Annotated in this window: 15 protein-coding genes and 2 pseudogenes; 12 read left to right on the forward strand and 5 right to left on the reverse strand. The window is 69.1% G+C overall.

The features are described from left to right. The first annotated feature begins 352 nt into the window (after positions 1 to 352). From BU204_RS36245 to BU204_RS36270, 7 genes are all read left to right on the forward strand, one after another. The gene (locus tag BU204_RS36245) at positions 353 to 835 is read left to right on the forward strand and encodes a DUF5994 family protein (protein WP_075130320.1); all 483 of its coding nucleotides are present in this window, start codon (positions 353 to 355) and stop codon (positions 833 to 835) included. Between the two features lie 155 nt (positions 836 to 990). Continuing rightward, positions 991 to 1,149, forward strand: coding sequence for a hypothetical protein (locus tag BU204_RS40995; RefSeq protein WP_198943109.1), 159 nt, complete (start codon positions 991 to 993; stop codon positions 1,147 to 1,149). Between the two features lie 154 nt (positions 1,150 to 1,303). Further along, entirely contained in the window at positions 1,304 to 2,254 is a 951-nt protein-coding gene (locus BU204_RS36250) for a YihY/virulence factor BrkB family protein (protein ID WP_075130321.1), read from the forward strand. Positions 2,255 to 3,291: 1,037 nt separating this feature from the next. Further along, positions 3,292 to 3,804 (forward strand): AMIN-like domain-containing (lipo)protein, encoded by a 513-nt coding sequence (locus BU204_RS36255; RefSeq protein WP_233161029.1) that lies wholly within the window; start codon positions 3,292 to 3,294, stop codon positions 3,802 to 3,804. A gap of 139 nt (positions 3,805 to 3,943) precedes the next feature. Beyond that, a complete protein-coding gene (locus BU204_RS36260; RefSeq protein WP_143230008.1) occupies positions 3,944 to 4,339 on the forward strand; it encodes a hypothetical protein in 396 nt (131 codons plus the stop codon). Positions 4,340 to 5,106: 767 nt separating this feature from the next. Further along, the gene (gene wzy, locus BU204_RS36265; RefSeq protein WP_075130324.1) at positions 5,107 to 6,303 is read left to right on the forward strand and encodes an O-antigen polysaccharide polymerase Wzy; all 1,197 of its coding nucleotides are present in this window, start codon (positions 5,107 to 5,109) and stop codon (positions 6,301 to 6,303) included. A gap of 208 nt (positions 6,304 to 6,511) precedes the next feature. After that, positions 6,512 to 6,919 (forward strand): hypothetical protein, encoded by a 408-nt coding sequence (locus tag BU204_RS36270; RefSeq protein WP_075130325.1) that lies wholly within the window; start codon positions 6,512 to 6,514, stop codon positions 6,917 to 6,919. A gap of 248 nt (positions 6,920 to 7,167) precedes the next feature. Here BU204_RS36270 and BU204_RS36275 read toward each other — a convergent pair. After that, positions 7,168 to 7,604 (reverse strand): annotated as a pseudogene (locus tag BU204_RS36275) (MFS transporter); the annotation flags it as partial. 28 nt (positions 7,605 to 7,632) lie between these two features. Here BU204_RS36275 and BU204_RS36280 point away from each other — a divergent pair. Next, positions 7,633 to 7,845 (forward strand): annotated as a pseudogene (locus tag BU204_RS36280) (dihydrofolate reductase); the annotation flags it as partial. 51 nt (positions 7,846 to 7,896) lie between these two features. Here BU204_RS36280 and BU204_RS36285 read toward each other — a convergent pair. Further along, complete coding sequence (locus tag BU204_RS36285; RefSeq protein ID WP_075130326.1) at positions 7,897 to 9,528, reverse strand: helix-turn-helix transcriptional regulator; 1,632 nt, start codon at positions 9,526 to 9,528, stop codon at positions 7,897 to 7,899. 185 nt (positions 9,529 to 9,713) lie between these two features. Here BU204_RS36285 and BU204_RS36290 point away from each other — a divergent pair, with 185 nt between their 5' ends. Next, the gene (locus BU204_RS36290) at positions 9,714 to 10,157 is read left to right on the forward strand and encodes a PLAT/LH2 domain-containing protein (protein ID WP_083661950.1); all 444 of its coding nucleotides are present in this window, start codon (positions 9,714 to 9,716) and stop codon (positions 10,155 to 10,157) included. Between the two features lie 19 nt (positions 10,158 to 10,176). On the opposite strand, the gene BU204_RS36295 is transcribed toward BU204_RS36290, so the two are convergent. Further along, positions 10,177 to 11,145, reverse strand: coding sequence for a helix-turn-helix domain-containing protein (locus BU204_RS36295; protein ID WP_075130328.1), 969 nt, complete (start codon positions 11,143 to 11,145; stop codon positions 10,177 to 10,179). Positions 11,146 to 11,216: 71 nt separating this feature from the next. Here BU204_RS36295 and BU204_RS36300 point away from each other — a divergent pair, with 71 nt between their 5' ends. Beyond that, complete coding sequence (locus BU204_RS36300) at positions 11,217 to 12,230, forward strand: saccharopine dehydrogenase family protein (protein WP_083661951.1); 1,014 nt, start codon at positions 11,217 to 11,219, stop codon at positions 12,228 to 12,230. 2 nt (positions 12,231 to 12,232) lie between these two features. Here BU204_RS36300 and BU204_RS36305 read toward each other — a convergent pair whose 3' ends face one another. Both BU204_RS36305 and BU204_RS36310 read right to left on the reverse strand, forming a co-directional pair. Then, positions 12,233 to 14,107 carry a sensor histidine kinase gene (locus BU204_RS36305; RefSeq protein WP_075130329.1) on the reverse strand — a complete coding sequence of 625 codons (1,875 nt, stop codon included), beginning with the start codon at positions 14,105 to 14,107 and terminating at the stop codon, positions 12,233 to 12,235. Beyond that, a complete protein-coding gene (locus BU204_RS36310) occupies positions 14,091 to 14,798 on the reverse strand; it encodes a response regulator transcription factor (RefSeq protein ID WP_143230010.1) in 708 nt (235 codons plus the stop codon). The genes BU204_RS36305 and BU204_RS36310 overlap by 17 nt, the downstream gene beginning before the upstream one ends. Before the next feature lie 163 nt (positions 14,799 to 14,961). Between BU204_RS36310 and BU204_RS36315 the strand changes: the two genes are divergently transcribed. Together BU204_RS36315 and BU204_RS36320 are read left to right on the forward strand one after the other, a co-directional pair. Beyond that, the gene (locus BU204_RS36315) at positions 14,962 to 15,375 is read left to right on the forward strand and encodes a hypothetical protein (protein ID WP_075130331.1); all 414 of its coding nucleotides are present in this window, start codon (positions 14,962 to 14,964) and stop codon (positions 15,373 to 15,375) included. 12 nt (positions 15,376 to 15,387) lie between these two features. Then, positions 15,388 to 16,059: a class F sortase gene (locus BU204_RS36320; RefSeq protein WP_075130332.1), complete on the forward strand. Its 672-nt coding sequence runs from the start codon at positions 15,388 to 15,390 to the stop codon at positions 16,057 to 16,059. The last annotated feature ends 375 nt before the right edge of the window (positions 16,060 to 16,434 follow it).

Raw genomic sequence — 16,434 nt, forward strand, 5'->3', positions numbered from 1 at the left:
CTTGCGCATGGCCGATCTCGACCGAGCTGCCGCTGAAGGAACCCATCCGCCCAACCTCACCCACTGATCGCCGTGGGCATGCGCGGTGACCGCCGGGCATCGTCCGCGCCGGGAACCCGACTGAGATGTGACAGAACGTGACAATCGTGCGCCAAGGACATTCCGAACTGGCCAGAGTTTGAGCCGCGACTGTCCTGCCGGCGGGTGCTCGCGCTGGTCGCGACTGTGCCCTTCGCGCGGCGTTGAGGGCTCGGCTGGGTCGACATCGGCCTCGCGGCGTTCAAGGCCAAGCGCGGTCTGTGCATCGCACTCGTCGTGGAACGCTTTACGAGCAAACTAAAGGAGCACCGACATGGTTATCACGCAATCCGAAAGCCGTAGTCAGAGAACGCTCGCGACTGGCGACGAGCCGCGCATCGAGATGAAGTCAGCGGGGGCCGCGACCGGTTACCTGGACGGTGGGTGGTGGCCTCGGTCCACCGATCCCTCGGTCGAGTTTCCCGCTCTGGTCAGGGCGCTCCACGGCGTGGTCGGGCAGGTCGATCGCGTGGCCTACAACCTCGATTTCTGGGAGCCGGTACACCGGAAGCTCACCGTGGATGACCGAATTGTGCGGTGCGAAGGATTCCATACCATGAACCCGCACACGGTCACCGCTGTCGGCGTGAACTCCCTGCGGGTGACGTTGCTCGTGGTGCTCCCGACCACGCCCGACCCCGTCGCGCGGGCGGCGCTGCGTGCCGCCGGCGACCAGGACAGCACCGCCACGGTCAAGGATATACTTACCAGCAGTGGCGCCCGACCCGAAGTCGGTACCGCGAGTCCGGGCACATGATGGGCTCGCGGCTGACGAGCGCTGTGCCAGCCGCTGGGAAAGCAAGCCGGCAGCTCCCACGGCCAAGACCACCATGTCCTGACACACCCCCAGCCGCGATCCACGCTGCCTGACACATCAATTCCATCCGTCTCAATGCAACCGTCGGAGACACCATGCTCGTTCTCGTCATCGTCCTTCTCGCCGCCTGGCTCATCCTGTCGGTGGTCGGGTTCGCCATCAAGGGACTGCTGTGGCTCGGTCTCATCGGAGTCGTCCTGTTCGTAGCGACGGCGGCGATCGGCGCGGTCCGACGCAAGTCTCTCCGCCGGTAACCCGATCGCAGGCCAGGAGTTGTGCGTCGCGTACTGAAAGGGGTCGGCTCCGCGTCAGGAATGCCGTGCGTGATGACGAGCCTGACGTCGGCCCCGGTGTGGTGCCGACCTCGGGCCACGCGGTGTTGCCGGACCGGCGAGGGTCCGGAGGAGGATGTCAGTGGCGGAGCGTCGCGGCGATTCTGCGGTAGAAGGTCTCGTTGACCTGCCGAAGCGTGCTTGGCGAGCTGCCTTCAGGCGGACTGTCCGGACGTTCCTGGAGGATGAGCTGTTCGACTGGGCGGCGGCGCTGACGTACTACAGCGTGCTCTCGATCTTTCCTGCGATCGTCGTGCTGGTCGCCGCGGTAGGACTCGTGGGCCAGTCAGCGACCCAGCCCTTGATCGAGAACGCACGTGACCTGCCGTCCGGTCAGGCCCGAGAGGTCATGATCAACATTTTGCGACAGCTCGAGGAAGCAGGCGCGGTCGCGGGCCCGCTGGCGATCGTCGGACTTCTCGGCGCGCTCTGGGCGGCGTCGGCATACATCGGTGGGTTCATTCGTGCGACCAACGCGATCTATGAGATGGCGGAGGGCCGACCGGTCTGGAAGACACTGCCGCTGCGGGTCGCGCTGACGCTGGTGACGGTGACCCTGCTCAGTGTGTGCGCGTTCGGCGTGGTCGTGACCGGAGCCATCGCCGAACGGCTCGGCCGGTTGCTCGGCCTGGCCTCCACCGGCGTGCTGGTGTGGGACATCGCCAAGTGGCCGATGCTCGCGTTTCTGATCAGCCTGGTGATCGCCATGCTGTACTGGGCCGCCCCCAATGTGCGTCAGCCCGGGTTCCGTTGGCTCACCCCCGGCAGCGTACTCGCCGTGCTGCTGTGGGTGCTCGCCTCCGCCGGCTTCGCCTTCTATGTGGGCAACTTCGGGAATTACGACAACATCTACGGTTCGCTCGCCGGTGTGGTGGTGTTCCTGGTCTGGCTATGGATCTCCAACCTCGCGGTCCTGCTCGGCGCGAAGTTCGACGCCGAACTGACCAGAGGCCGGGAGATCGCCCGGGGGCACCCCGAGACGAAGGGACCGTTCCTCGCTCCGCGCGACACCCGCGCCATGGACTGAAGTACCCGTGCCGGGAGGGCGGGAGGGTGCCCTGCGCTTCGGAAGAACGGCCGAAGGCTGCGGCAACACTCCTCGACGCATTCCAGTGGAACGTCGAACCCTGAGCACGGTCACGACCCACGTTCAATCCAGCTTCGCCAGTGCGACCGGACCAGACCACGCTCGCCGGACCCAACCGGTCATCCCGCTGCGCTCAGTGCGGTGGCTGTCGCCAGCAACTCCTCGATCGCACCCGCCGGCGGCATGGCCCTGGGGCACGAGTCGGCCCGCGGCGCTCGAGGACTGTTCGCCAGAATCGGGACCACCCTGCTGTCGGCCGCCGTCACGAGGAGCCGGAGCGCACCTGGGTCGATCGTTAGACGAACTGGAGCGGCTGGGCCGCCTGCACGCCACGGCGGGCGCGCCCTGTGCCGGACCCGGCGGGAGTCGACTTCGTCCTCAGCTCGGCTGTGGGTGGGTGCCGCACGAGAGGTGGCAGGTCGAGGTGGTCACCAAGGGCAACACGCTGCCGCCCAACCAGGCCGTCACGTGTAACGCGCAGCGACGCCCGGCCCAGAAGAATCGAGTACGGGAGCGGTGGCGGGCAGCTGACGGGGGACTGGTACGGCGACGGCAGCCCCGGCCGCACGCTGGACGGACCAGTCCGTGGACTCGGTTCCCTCGCCGAGAGCCTCCTCGTTACCCGCGTCGATCCCAACGGCCGCGCCTCCATGTGGAGCGCGGCCGTTCCGCGTTCGTGCTCGGGCGTCGCTCCACGGCGGTGGTGGCACGGGCCGCTTGCTGACCAATTCGGAAGCGACGCCGCACGGTTGGCGAAAGCGACCTCGTTGCAGACCCGGTAGGGTTGTCGCTGGCGGCGTTATTGTGCCGAGTCGAACCATAATAGCAGTGATGGGCTCCGCGAGCACGATCCTTGCCCCGATCGGGTTCCTCTCGAAACTTCCTGGACTTTCTGCACGTCCTAGTAATTGAGTCCATCTTCGGCTCGCTGTTCCGAAACGGGGGAAACAGGGATGTTTCGCAAAATTGGTTTGTCGTTGACGACGTTGGTGGTCCTGGTCGGGCTGGCTCCGGCCCCGGCCGCCGCGTCGGTGGAATCCTGCGCGATTACCTGGGGGTCAGGGGTGAAGTCCGCCCACCCGACCGTGACGGGGTACATGGTCGGGCTGCGGGCGGGGCGGCAGCCGTGTTTCGACCGGTTGGTCTTCGACCTCCGAGGGTCGGCCAACGGCTACTGGGTGTCCTACGTGAACCAGGTGTCGGCGGAGGCGACCGGTGACGTGGTCCCGGTGCGCGGCGGTGCACGGCTGCAGGTCTCGGTACACGCGTTCGGACTCGACGATAACTACGAGCCCACGTACGTGTTCGACGACCCGGCCGAACTGGTCAACGTGACCGGCTTCCAGACCTTCCGCCAGGTCGCCTGGGCCGGCACACACCACGGCACCACGTCGGTAGGCCTGGGAGTCCGAGCCCGACTGCCGTTCCGAGTGTTCACCCTGCCGGACCGGATCGTGGTCGACGTCGCCCATCACTGGACAACCTCCTAGTGCTGTGACCCGGTTTCTGGCCGGGGAACCGATGCTGGGTTGCGGGGCGTACACGCGCCGTCTTGCTGAAACCCGTCCCAAGTAGAACTAATTCAAAGGAAACGACATGAACCAATTAATTGTCGCCAGCCTGTTGGCGATGACGGTCGCAGGTTCGCTTCTCGTCCCCGGTACAACTATTTCAGCGGTCACCCTAACTGCTCCAGTGACAACCGAGCAGGTTTTGGTGCAGAACAAGCCCCCGAAGATCAATCAGGTGCGGTGTGCCTGCTACCCCGAGAGCGCAACGGTCTCCCTCAGGCTCCACAATCCCAACAGGGTGGAACTGTCCTACGAGGTCAGACTGTTCGGGGGCGATGCGCAGGAGGCACAGGCAGTGCACCTGCCGGCAAAGACCGCTGAACGGGTCGCGTTCCACGGCATCCCCAACGGGAAGTTCTCGATTCAGGTTCTCGACGACCTGGGGGCGACAGTCGCCTCTGCCGACGTGGTGGTGGAGTGCCCCACGGTCGTTCGACAGGCGGCCGGTAGCTGACGGTGACACGGCTGAGGAGATCCGCGCTCACGCTCTGGACGGGTTCGTGCCGCTGGCGCCAGGGCGCCGAAGGGACCGTGATCGACCGCACCACTGAAGTACCGGGCGATGATTCGGCTCTGGCGCAACGTCTGGGAAGAATTCACTTGTGACGCCGGAAACACCGACACGGGATGGACCCTGTCCGGCGCGCCGTTCTACGGGCCAGGAAGATCCAGGGACAGCTCGCAGCCGAACATGTCCGTACACCCAGTCCTTCTTACACGGACAAGGGGGCGGTGCTCGGCCGGCCACCAGTCGAACAGCTACCGCACGGCGATGACCGGCTCGGTCAGGTTGGCGACGAACTCGGGTCGGCGTAGACGGTGGGGGACCGGTCGACCCGGCGGCGGAGGAGCAGTTGGAGCGGTGGGCGAGGCTGGGGGAGGACGCGGTGATCATGGAGGCCGGCGGTTCGTGGATGCGCTGCGCACGGTCGCGGCGTGGGTTGGGGCGCAGGAGGAGCTGACTGCGGTCGGGTGCCAGGAGACCGGCGCGACCTGGCGGGTATTGCTTTGGCGGGCGCGTCGTCGGTGGTGCCTCTGGTCACGGTGAGGCCGCTCGCGCAGTGGGAGTGGCGCGAGCGCGGTCGGATGTAGAGGGTGTCAGCTCGGCGAGCTTGCCGTGCTCGGCGAGCCGGATCCGCAGCGTCCGGTGGTCCAACACCCGATGGAGTGACTGCGGTCGACAGCGGGCCACGCCGGTCCGACGATCCGGTGGTGACAGGGATGTGGTGGGCGCTCGTGTTGAACCTCGCCGGCTCCCTGGTGATGTTGGGTTGGATGTTCAGGCGTGGCGGCACTCGCAACGTTCTGCTGGGTGTTGGCGTCGTGTTCGCGTTCATGGCGTACGGCCCACTCGTCAACCTGATCTTGGGCGAGTCCACGTACGGCGGCATCGTGATTGCCCACCTGCCCGCGGCGTCGACCGGCTTCCTGCTGGCCCTGGTCGGGTTGGCGTTCGCCGATCTGCTCCAACCGCAACGGCAGGTGCGGGTGCCGGCGACGTCCCCCCGGACCTACGAGCTACTGCCGATCATCCTGGCCGGACTCGCCGGTTACGCCGCGGTGCGCATCCTCACCCTGGGACCTGCGATGCTGGGAGCGGACAAGCTGACCCGCATCGAGCTGGCCGGCCGCTGGCACTACCCGTACCTGCTCGCCGAGACCTTCGCCGTCGCCCTGTACTTCGTGGCTCGGCGGACGGCTTTCTACCGGGCGCTGTACTGGCTGAACGCGGCCGCCTACGTGGCCTACTGCCTGGTCACCACCGAGCGCGACTTCCTGTTCGTCGGGTTGGCGGTACTCGTGCACGTACAGGTGTTCGACCCGTCGATGCGCTCGCGTCGCCTGGTCGTGCTGGGGGTGGCCAGCGTCGCTCTGGCCGCGTTCCTGGCAGCGCTGCGTGAGAACCTCACGTTCGGGTTGGCGCAGGCGCTCAACCAGGGGTCGATCCCTTTCGTCGACACCTTCGTCCGGCTCGTCGTGCCGGACTTCTGGCCGTACCGGTTCGGGGAGAGTTACCTGGAAGCGTTGAACCCGCGTGGTGAGCTGCTACAGACGTGGCTGGTGAATCTCTATGCGGCGGGTTCGTCCGGTGGATACGGATTCTCGTTGACCGCCGAGGCGTACCTGAACTTCGGGACGCTCGGGGTTCCCGTGGTGTTCGTCGCGCTGGGGCTACTGGTGCGGTGGACGGTGAACCAGGCGGGCCGCTCGGAATGGACGACCTACCTCAGCGTTCTGCTGCTGACCGCGGTGCTCACCACCCTGCGAGGGGAGAGTGCGCAGTTGGTGCGGATGATGGGGTACGGCGTCGTGTTCTTCGCGGTGGTCTGGTTGGGGTCCTCGCGCTCGAGAACCCCTACGGGTGTGGCCCACGGAATGCTTTCTCGCGGGGCGATGAGTGTCCACGATCGTGTATGACCACACCGCGGCGCTCGAGGGCGGCAGCACGGCCCTAGATGGTCCACAACGCAAGTGACAGTGGTAGGAAAATCGGCGGTGGACCTTGGTGTTGCCGCGCCGGATCAAGCACCTGTTCGACTCACCGGGGTCCGACGAACCCGGGCAGGGAGGCGGGATCGGCGTCCGCTGACCGCCCTGTCCCGATTGGACAGCCGGTGCGGGTGGCGTGACCATGTCCGACATGTTGCGCAGACTATGTGTGGTATTGACCGTCGTTGCGACCGCCGCGATGGGCACGGCCGGGCAGGCGGCCGCCGCGCCCACGACCGAAGCCGACCGCGTGGCGGTGGCCGCGCCCGCACCCGTACCCGTACCCGTTGAGCCAGGGCTCGCCCTCACGTTCGATCGGGCGACGACAGAACGCATCTACACGGTCGCCAGCGGCGCCGGCCTCGTCGGCCTGAGTGCGCTGTGCGTGTCGGTTGTCTCTGGTTGGTTGATGGCCCTCGGCTGCGTGGTGTTCGCGAGCGTGGTGATGCGATTCATCCTCGCGCGGCCACCGCGGGGTAGGTGTCTCCAGGCGTTCACCCAGTGGGTATGGCCACCGATCGGCGTCCGATACGTGACGTGTTGAGCACCGCGACCAGGGAATGACCGAAGTTGGTGGTCCGCCGCGCGCCGGGCGGCCACGCACGAGCTGGGGTGGCGGCACTGGTGATCGCCCTGTGCCGCCATCCTGTGTACCTCAGGACTGCAGGTTCACCCCGCGAGGGTCGCGGACCAGGGACACCGCGATCAGCGACACCACCGACAGCACCATGACGTAGACACCGACCGAGATGGCGGTGCCAGTGGACTGGAGCAGTGCCTGGGCGATCGTCGGTAGCCGGCCGCGTTGTTCGCCACGAAGATCAGGGCGGTGAGCACGACGTTGCGGGTGTGGGAGCGGAACAGGTCGCGCAGTGGGGCGGAGGAGTAGGCCCTGCGGGTGAGCATCTCCTGGAAGACCGGGCTTTCCTCGACGATGCGCCGGATGATGTAGCCGCCGACGATGATCACCACGGAGAACAGGAACGGGATGCGCCAGCCCCAGGACAGGAACTGCTCCTCGGTGGTGAGCGTGCTCGTCAGCCAGAGCATGCCGGTCGCGAGGATCAGTCCGATCGGGACGCCGATCTGGGGTAGGCGCCGAACAGCCCGCGTTTGTGCGTGGGGGCGTGTTCGACGGCCATGAGCGCCGCGCCGCCCCATTCGCCGCCCGCGGAGAAGCCCTGCACGATGCGCAGCACGAGGAGCAGGATCGGTGCCGCGGCACCGATGGTGGCGTGGCTGGTCGACGGTGCGTCGTCTGGTCAACGCATCGTCGAAGTCGCCGCCGGCGATGTCGGCGGGCAGGGGCTTGCCGCCTGCCTGATCGACGAGGTGCGCTAGGGTCGCGCCGGTGTGTTCGGGTCCGGCAAGCGCTACTTCGGATCGGTCCGGGCGCAGCACCTGTTGGAGGAACCCGACGTCGTGATCCAGGGTGACCGGGTGCTTCACCTGCGCTACCGGGTGCGGCGTCCACCGATCTGGGGCACGCGAAGAAGTCCACTGGTGACCACCGCGCCGGTTTCATTCGATGACGTGTCGTTCGTGAGCCCAACGCGTTGCGGCGGAGCGGGTGGTGACGTTCAGCTTCGTGAAGATGTTGCTGAGGTGTCGGGCGACGGTCTTCTCGCTGAGGAACAGTTCGGTGGCGATGGCTCGGTTGGTTCTGCCGGTCGCCACCATGCGCAGGACCTGCGTCTCGCGGCTGGTGAGGCCGGCTGGGGCGGCGTGGCAGTTGATCGGTGGCCGGGTGAGTTGCGCGAGAGCGGTGACCGCGCCCAGCTGGTGGAAGATCCACTCAGCGGCGTCGAGTTCCATCGATGCCGTGTCCTCGTCGCCCGACGCGCGGCAGGCGAGGCCGATCAGGACTCGCACACGTGCTGTCTCGTACGGCACGTCGAGGTTCTGCCAGGCGGTCCACGCGCGGCGCAGTTCGCTGAGCGCGTCTCGTGGTGAACCATCCGCGAGCAGTACGGCTCCCCGGGCGTGGCTGGCGGCCGCGCACAGCACGGGGGAGTCGAGCTGGTCGGCGAATCCGGACAGTTCGTCGGCCGCCGCTCGCGCCGTCGGCAGGTCGCGGGCGGCGATCGCGATCTCGACGCACGCCGGCAGCAGCCGGCACCTGTTCGCCGGGTCCGGCTCGTCGTCAAGCGCTGCGCGGATCGCCGCCATCGCCGCGGTCTGTTGTCCCTGGGCCAGTCGGAGGAGCGCCAGTCCTGGTTGAGGGAGTCGGCCCAACCGGTTGGCTCGCCGGTACTGCGTCTCGGCGGCGGACAACTCCCCGGTGAGGCGGTGCAACTCGCCGGCCTGGTAACAGGCGGTACCCGCCGCGGGGTGGCCAGGTTCCGCGGTGAACCGCTCGACGGCCGCACCGGCCGCGGCAAGTGCCTCCGGCCAGGCGCCGTGCAACTGAAGGATTTCCGACCGCTGCACCTCGCACTGGCTGGAGAACGGCACGAGACCGGGTCGGGCCGCGCACCAGCGGGTGAGCGCCGCAGTCCATTCGCGAGCTCTACGCAGGTCGAACGTCTCCTGGCAGGCCTCGATAGCCGCACAGTAGGTGGTCCCGGCGACGACCTCGGACACCTCGTCGGCCAGGACGGCCACCATCAGTTCGTCGAGCAGCGCGACACCCTCCGGGACCCTCCCCAACCGGATCAGCGCCCGGGCCTGGACATACCGGGCGAGCACGACGAGGTCGAGGTCGCCCCACCGCTCGCCGATCGACGCCACCTTCTCCGACAGCTCGCCACCCTCGACCCAGTTGCCGCCCATCACGTGCTGCCGCGCCGCGGGCAGGAGCAGGTAGCCCTGTTCCACGCAGTCCAGGTCCGGTGGCATCAACCGTCTCGCTCGCGTGAGCCACCCACCGCCGTGCGCCAGCTCACCGCGGTTCAGCAACACGAACGCCAGCCAGAACGCGCACCGCACCGCTGCGGGCAGATCACCCCGCCGCACCAGCTCCTGGTGGGCACGTGTCCGGTACACAACCACATCCCGCCCGGTCAGGTACGCCGCGGTCGCGAGCCGCTCCAGGTCATCCGGCGCGAGCCCGGGCTCCTGGCCGTCGGCGATCGACAGCTGTTCGTAGGCATCCGCCCACGCGCGACGCCGGCAGGCGTCCCGGCCCCGTTCCAACGCGCCGACGACAGTCAAGGCTCACCCCCAGCCGCACGGGCCAACCAGGTTACCGGCAGCGCGTGGGTAGAACGACCCACTCGGCGGGCTGCGTAATTCGTCCGATGCGTCGACGCCGCGGGCGAACCTAACGTTCTCGACCGAGCCCGACGGACCAAGCCGAGGGCCTTTTCGGAAATCAAGAAAGGAATGGTGTTCCCGTCATGGGAAGAAACATCGTCATGGCTCTCCTCGCCGGAGCGGCATTGTTTCTCGGCGCTTCAACCGCGGGTGCTGCCCCGCTCGCCGCCGAGCCGGTGACGCCTCGTGCGCCCGTCCTCTATCGCATCGCGATCACGACGAGCGACGTGGAGGACGCCGGAACGGACAGTACCGTGCAAATTCGGTTGTGCGGCACGCTCCGTTGCACGCCGGCGCGGGACATCGCGGATCCGAACAAGGATGATCGGGAACGAGGGCAGACCGACATCCACTACCGCGAGTGGGAGGACGTGGGAACGCTGACCCAGTGTCGTATCTGGCAGGAGGACGACGGAAGCTGGTGGCACCTGCAGTCGATCGAGGTCGTCTACAAGGGGCAGAGAGCGCTGTGTCCGTTCGACGACTGGGTGGACAGGGAGACCTGGGAGGGCATGTACGTCGCCTGACCGGGCATCGTGGCGAACGCTACGGCGACATCGGACGCGTATCGGCCGACCGGGTCCCCTGGAACGTGCGGCGGTAGGCGTCCGGGCTGGTGGCCAGAGCCTGCCGGAAGTGGCGTCGCAGAGTGGCCGCGCTGCCCATCCCGGTACGCGCGGCCACCGACTCCACGGTGACGTCGGTGGTCTCCAGCAGTTCCTGGGCCAGCCGCACCCGCTGGGCGGAAAGCCAGCGCAGGGGTGCCCAGCCGGTGGCCGCGACGAACTGGCGCGCCAGCGTTCGGGTACTCACCCCTGCCCGGTCGGCCAGCTCCCGCACGGTCAGTGGCTCGTGCAGGTGCTCGACGGCCCAGTGCATCACCTCGTCCAGCGGGTTGCCGGGTTCCGGCACCGGTGCGGTGACGAACTGGGCCTGGCCGCCCGCCCGGTGCGGCGCCACCACCAGCCGCCTGGCCAGGGCGTTGGCCGCGGCCGTGCCGTGGTCGACGCGGACCACGTGCAGGCACAGGTCCATGGCCGCGGCCTTGCCCGCCGAGGTGAGGACCGAGCCCTCGTCGACGTAGAGCACGTCGGGATCGACGTCGATCGTCGGGTGTCGGGCGGCCAGCAGGTCGGCGTGCGCCCAGTGGGTGGTGGCCCGTCGGCCGTCGAGCAGGCCGGCGGCGGCCAGGACGAACGCGCCGGTGCACAGGGCCAGTACCCGGGCGCCACGCTCGTGGGCGGCGCGCACGGCCGCGACCACCTCGGCGGGCGGCTCCTGGGAGACATCGGCCAACGACGGCACCACGACGGTGTGTGCGACCTCCAGGCCGTCGTACCCGGGGACGGCCGGAACCGAGACCCAGTCGCCGAGGCGGTCCGGGCGGTCGCCGCGGATCGTCAGGTCGTACCACGGGGAGGCGATGTCGCTCCGGTCGACGCCGAAGACCTCCGCGGCCATCGCGGCCTCGAACAGCATCGTCCCGTCGTAGAGAACCAGCGCCACCGACGTCATGTCCGAAAGTGTACGAAGGCGGTCGGATCGGCCACTCGATCCAGGCCCATCGGCAGGACGATCATGCGGTGGTGACCACATCGAACACCTCCGTCGCCGTCTTCGGCGGTTACGGACACACCGCTCGGTTCGTACTCGCTGAGCTAAGCCGGCACGGCCTGACCCCGGTACTGTCCGGGCGCGACGCCGACCGGCTGAGGAAGGCCGCGAGCGAGGCAGGACTCTCGCCCGACACCGTCCGGGTGGCTACCGCCGAGGACCCCGACGCACTGGACGCCGCACTGGCCGGCACCGCCGCTGTCCTCAACTGCGCCGGTCCGTTCGCCGACACCGCACCGATGGTGGCCGCCGCCGCGATCCGGGCCGGCATCCACTACCTCGACATCGGCGCCGAGCAGGTGGTGGCCCTCCGGACGTTGACCGATCTCGACGAGGCCGCCACCAGGGCCGGGGTGGTCGTCGCGCCGTCGGTGTCCTTCTACGGCGGGCTCGGTGACCTGCTGGCCACCGCGGCGATGGGCGACTGGCCGGCGGCAGACGCCGTCGAGATCGCGATCGTGCTGGACAGCTGGCTGCCCACCGAGGGCACCAGGCGCACGATCAGCCGCAACGCCGGCCGACACCTGGCCCACGAGGGCGGTGAGCTGGTCCCGCCACCCAGCACGCCCGGCACCCGCGAGTTCCGCGACCTGACATTGACCGAGCTGTCCACCGCCGACCAGGTCACGATCGGCCACCACCTGCGCGTGGGGAGGATCGCGGTCCACATGAACGCCCGGCCCCTCGATGACCTGGCCGACCCCGCCACGCCCGCGCCCGCCGCCGTCGACGAGCGCGGCCGATCGGCGCAGACGTTCCTGGTGGACGTGACCGTGACCCGCGACGGCCAGCGACGGCGGGTCACCGCGTCCGGCCAGGACATCTACGCGGTCACCGCACCACTGTTGGTCGGCGTCGCCGTGGAGGTCCTCACGGGACGGTTCGACGGACCGGGGGCGCGGACCGCCGCACAACTGGTCGAGCCGACGGCGTTTCTCCGGTCGCTCGATCCGGAGCACCTGCGGTTCTCCGGTTCCGTCCACTGAGATCACGTCGCCGGCAGGTGGATGGTGAACGTGGTGCCGACGCCCGGTGTGCTGCGGACCTCGATCCGGCCGCCGTGGGCGGCGACCAGGTGATGGGTGATCGCCAGGCCGAGCCCGCTGCCGCCGGAGGTGCGGCTCCTCGACCTGTCGGCACGCCAGAAGCGGTCGAAGATGTACGGGAGTGACTCCGCGTCGATCCCGGAGCCGGTGTCGGCGACCTCGATGAGCACCTCGTCACGGAAACCGTTGCGGGCCGACAGGGTCACCCGGCCTCCGGCCCCGGTGTGGCGTAGTGCGTTGGACACCAGGTTTCCGAGCGCCTGGCGCAACCGGGTGGGGTCGGCGGACAGGGTGGGTTCGCCGACGGTCGTGACCCGCAGCTCGACGCCCGCCACGGCGGCCTGGCTCCGGTGGGCCGCGGTGACCTGCGCCAGGATCGACCTGACGGACACCTGTTCGGGATGCATCCGCAGCTTTCCCGCGTCGGCGAGGGCGAGGTCCTGCAGGTCGTCGATGATGTGTTGCAGCAGCACCGTTTCCTCCACCAGCGAGGCCACCAGCGCGGGCTCCAGGTTCGCCATCCCGTCCTGCGCGGCCTCCAGCCAGCCGCGAATGTTCACCAGCGGGGTCCGCAGCTCGTGCGCGACATCGCTGACCATGGTCCTGCGCTGCCGCTCGGCGGTCTCGATCTGCTCGGACATCCGGTTGAACGCCGTCGCCAGATCACCGATCTCGCCGCGGGCGGTGGTCTCGACCCGCGCGGACCGTTCGCCGTCGCCCATCCTGCGTGCCGCGGAGGTGATCGCGTGGATGGGCCGGACGAGACGGGTGGCGGCGAGCGCGGTCACGCCGACCGTCAGCACCAGCACGGCCAGCGCGGTCCACGCGATCCTGGCGTAGCCCACCGTGGACAGATCGAACCGGTCCCCCTGCCCGCCCGGGTTGCCGATGTAGAGGTACGCGGGTGCGGACACATGGGACGCGAGCTGTTCGCGGCGCGCGAAGTCCACACAGCGCTGGTCGTCCGGCGCCGCGCGCAGATCGTCCGGCGAAACCAGCTCGGTCGGCTGCGTGGGCAGCGGCGCCTTGCCCTGCCGGTCGAGGCACGCGTTGACCAGCGTCAGCAGCTCAGTGCTCGCCGCGGTCTCGGTCTTGGTCGTGGCAGCGGGCTCCGGGCAGAAGCCGGCGCGTTCGGCCGCCTGCCGGTCCTCCTCGTCGGCCGGGTGGACGGAAGGCTGACCCGCTTCTTCGGACGGTCGCACCGCCGCCGGCGGCGCCCGGTCGACCGGCGTCTCTGGCTCCGGCGTCGTCCTGCCGCGGGCGGCGCCGGTCACCTCGTCCACCGCGGAGCGGCCGTTGGGCTTCTCGACGATCACCCCGTCGCGACCGAGCTCGCGCATGCAGGTCAGCTGCGTCTGTGCCTCCCGGCGCAGCGCATCGCGTTCGGCGGTGGTCAGGCGGTAGGGCCCGACTGCCCGTGCATCGATGCCCGTCTCCTCGGTGTCGGGTTTGAGCACCGGATCGACCGACAGCGGATCGACCACCGCCGACGGCGTCCTCGGCAACGGCGAGTCCGGTGTGCCGCCGGAGTCGGCGATCGGCGCTCCCGACGAGGTCGTCACTGTGATGTGTCGTCCGGTTTGCTCCGCGATGCGGTCCACCAGACCCCGCACGCCCGACCAGTTCACGTGGGTGGCGGCGTGGCCGAGCAGCAGGTCGTAGATCTCGGCGTCGGTGGCCAGCGACTCGCCGATCTCCTGGTTGATCGCGCCGCTGGTGCTCTGCGCGGCCAGCCAGGCCGAGGCGCCGACCGAGCAGCCGGCCACCACCACCGACATCGCGAGCAGTCGCGTGAGCAGGCTATGCCGACGGGTCATCGGCGCCGACGTCGCGGAGTTTGTAGCCGACCCCGTACACGGTGAGCAGGTGCACCGGGTTGCGCGGGTCGGGTTCGAGTTTGCGGCGCAGGTTCATCACGTGCACGTCGATCGTGCGCTCGGTGACGAACTTGTCCATGCCGAACGCCTGGTTGAGCAGCTGGCCTCGGCTGAACGTGCGGCCGGGTTCGGCGACAAGCACCGCGAGCAACCGGAACTCCGCCGGCGTGCACTCCAGCGCGACGCCGCCGAACGTGACCTCGTGGCGCTGCTGGTCCACCACCAGGTCGCCGGCCGACAACACCGGCTGCCCACGGCCGCCGGACCGGCGGGACCGGCGCAGCACCGCGCGGACGCGCGCTGCGAGCTGTCGTGGGCTGTAGGGCTTGGTGATGTAGTCGTCCGCGCCGAGATCCAGGCCGAGCAGCACGTCGTCCTCGGTGGTGCGCGCGGTGAGCAACACGATCGGAACGTCCGACTCGGCACGCAGCACCCGGCACACGTCCAGCCCGTCGACCTTGGGCATCATCACGTCGAGAACCACGAGATCGGGTTTTCTGCGCCGCGCCTCGTCGATGGCGGCCCGCCCGTCGTGCACGACGATCACCGTGTGACTGTCGTGCACCAGGTAGCGCCGGATCAGTTCGGCCTGCTTCGGATCGTCCTCGGCGACCAGTACTTGTGCGTACACCCCCCGCATTATGCGGGGTCTCCCGCCCGGGATCTCGTGACTGCCCGAAGCGGGCGGAAAGCCGAACAGGTTCTTCACAGTTGGCACACAGGATCTTGAAAACGGTTCCCCAGACTGGTCGTCGTCCGGCAACGGCCGGACGTACGCCGAGGAAGGGACATACATGAAGCTGGGCCGAGCATGCGCCGCGGGAGCCGTGCTGTGGGCGGTGGCGCTGCCGCTGACCGCCGGGACCGCACTGGCCGACGAGACCGGGCCGGCGGCGGAGCAGCCGTCGTCACCGGTGGCGGAGCAGCCGTCCGACCCGTCCGCGGAGCCGACGGAGACCGCACCGCCGTCGGTCGAGCCGGGGGACCGTGTTCCGGGGGCGGACGCGCAGGCACAGGCACGTGCTCGGGCGGCGGACGCCGGGGCGCCACGTGCGCAGGTGGCCGTGCGGCCCGAGGGGGCGCCGGAGACCGGTGGCGGACCGCAGGAGACAGGCATCGGCCTGGCCGTGACCGGTAGCGCCGTGGCGGTAGCGGCCGCAGGCGGAGCCGTGCTGGTGCTGCGCGGCCGCCGTGCCGGTGCGCGGTAGGGCCCGGGGCTGATGTTGCGGTTCCGCACAACGGGACCTCGGGGAGCACGGGGAGGCCGCGGCTCGTTCGCGGCCTCCCTGTTCCTCGTCGTACTCGTCCTGACCGGCTGCTCGGCACCCGACACCGCCGCGCAGCCGCCATCACAACCGACCCAGCCGGCGTCACCGGGATCACCGCCGGCACCGGCCGACGAGCCGGGCACGTTGCCCCGGTCGGTCCCGGTGTCGATCGACGTACCCGCCATCGGCGCGCGCTCGTCGCTGGTGCCGCTCGGCCTCAACCCCGACCGGACGGTGGAGGTCCCGCCGGTGGACCGGCCGATGCAGGCCGGGTGGTACGAGCACAGCCCGACCCCGGGCGAGACCGGCCCGTCGGTGGTGCTCGGTCACGTCGACGGCGGCGGCAAGGACGGCATCTTCGCACGCCTGCACGAGCTCAAGCCGGGCGACGAGATCCGGATCGGCCGCGAGGACAAGCAGGTCGCCCGGTTCGTGGTCAAGCGCACCGAACAGCTGCCGAAGACCGATTTCCCCGCCGACCAGGTGTACGGCGACACCAAGGAACCGGAGCTGCGGTTGATCACGTGCGGCGGCTCGTTCGACGAGGCCGCGAACAGCTACCGCGACAACGTCATCACGTTCGCCGTCTTCACGGGCGTGGTCGGCGCCAGCGACTCAGGGTGACCCGCGGACCGGCGTCAGCCCTGGCGCCGGTTACAGCCTGTGCCTGCTGCGTGCCCGGCCGGACACGCAGGAACCCACCTGTCCGGCCGGGCACGGCGACGACGAACAGGGTCTGCGCGGCCTCCTGAAGAAATCCTCAACTCTTCCCCCGATCGGACGATCGCCTCACCTGCATGGTTTGGATGGAGTGGAGGAGGGCGTCGGATGAGTAGCGGACTGGTCGCTCGCATCGTGGGGTTAGGCCTGGTGGCGGCGTCGGTTGTGGTGGGAGCGTCGCTCCCCGCGGTCGCCGCTCCCGCCGCTCCGCCGGTGGGTACCGTGCTCGGGGCTGGCCGGCCTGGTGCGGTCAAGGACAGCTATCTGGTGCGGATCAGG

Origin of the sequence: Actinophytocola xanthii, from assembly GCF_001921205.1 — a bacterium.
Taxonomy (GTDB): domain Bacteria; phylum Actinomycetota; class Actinomycetes; order Mycobacteriales; family Pseudonocardiaceae; genus Actinophytocola; species Actinophytocola xanthii.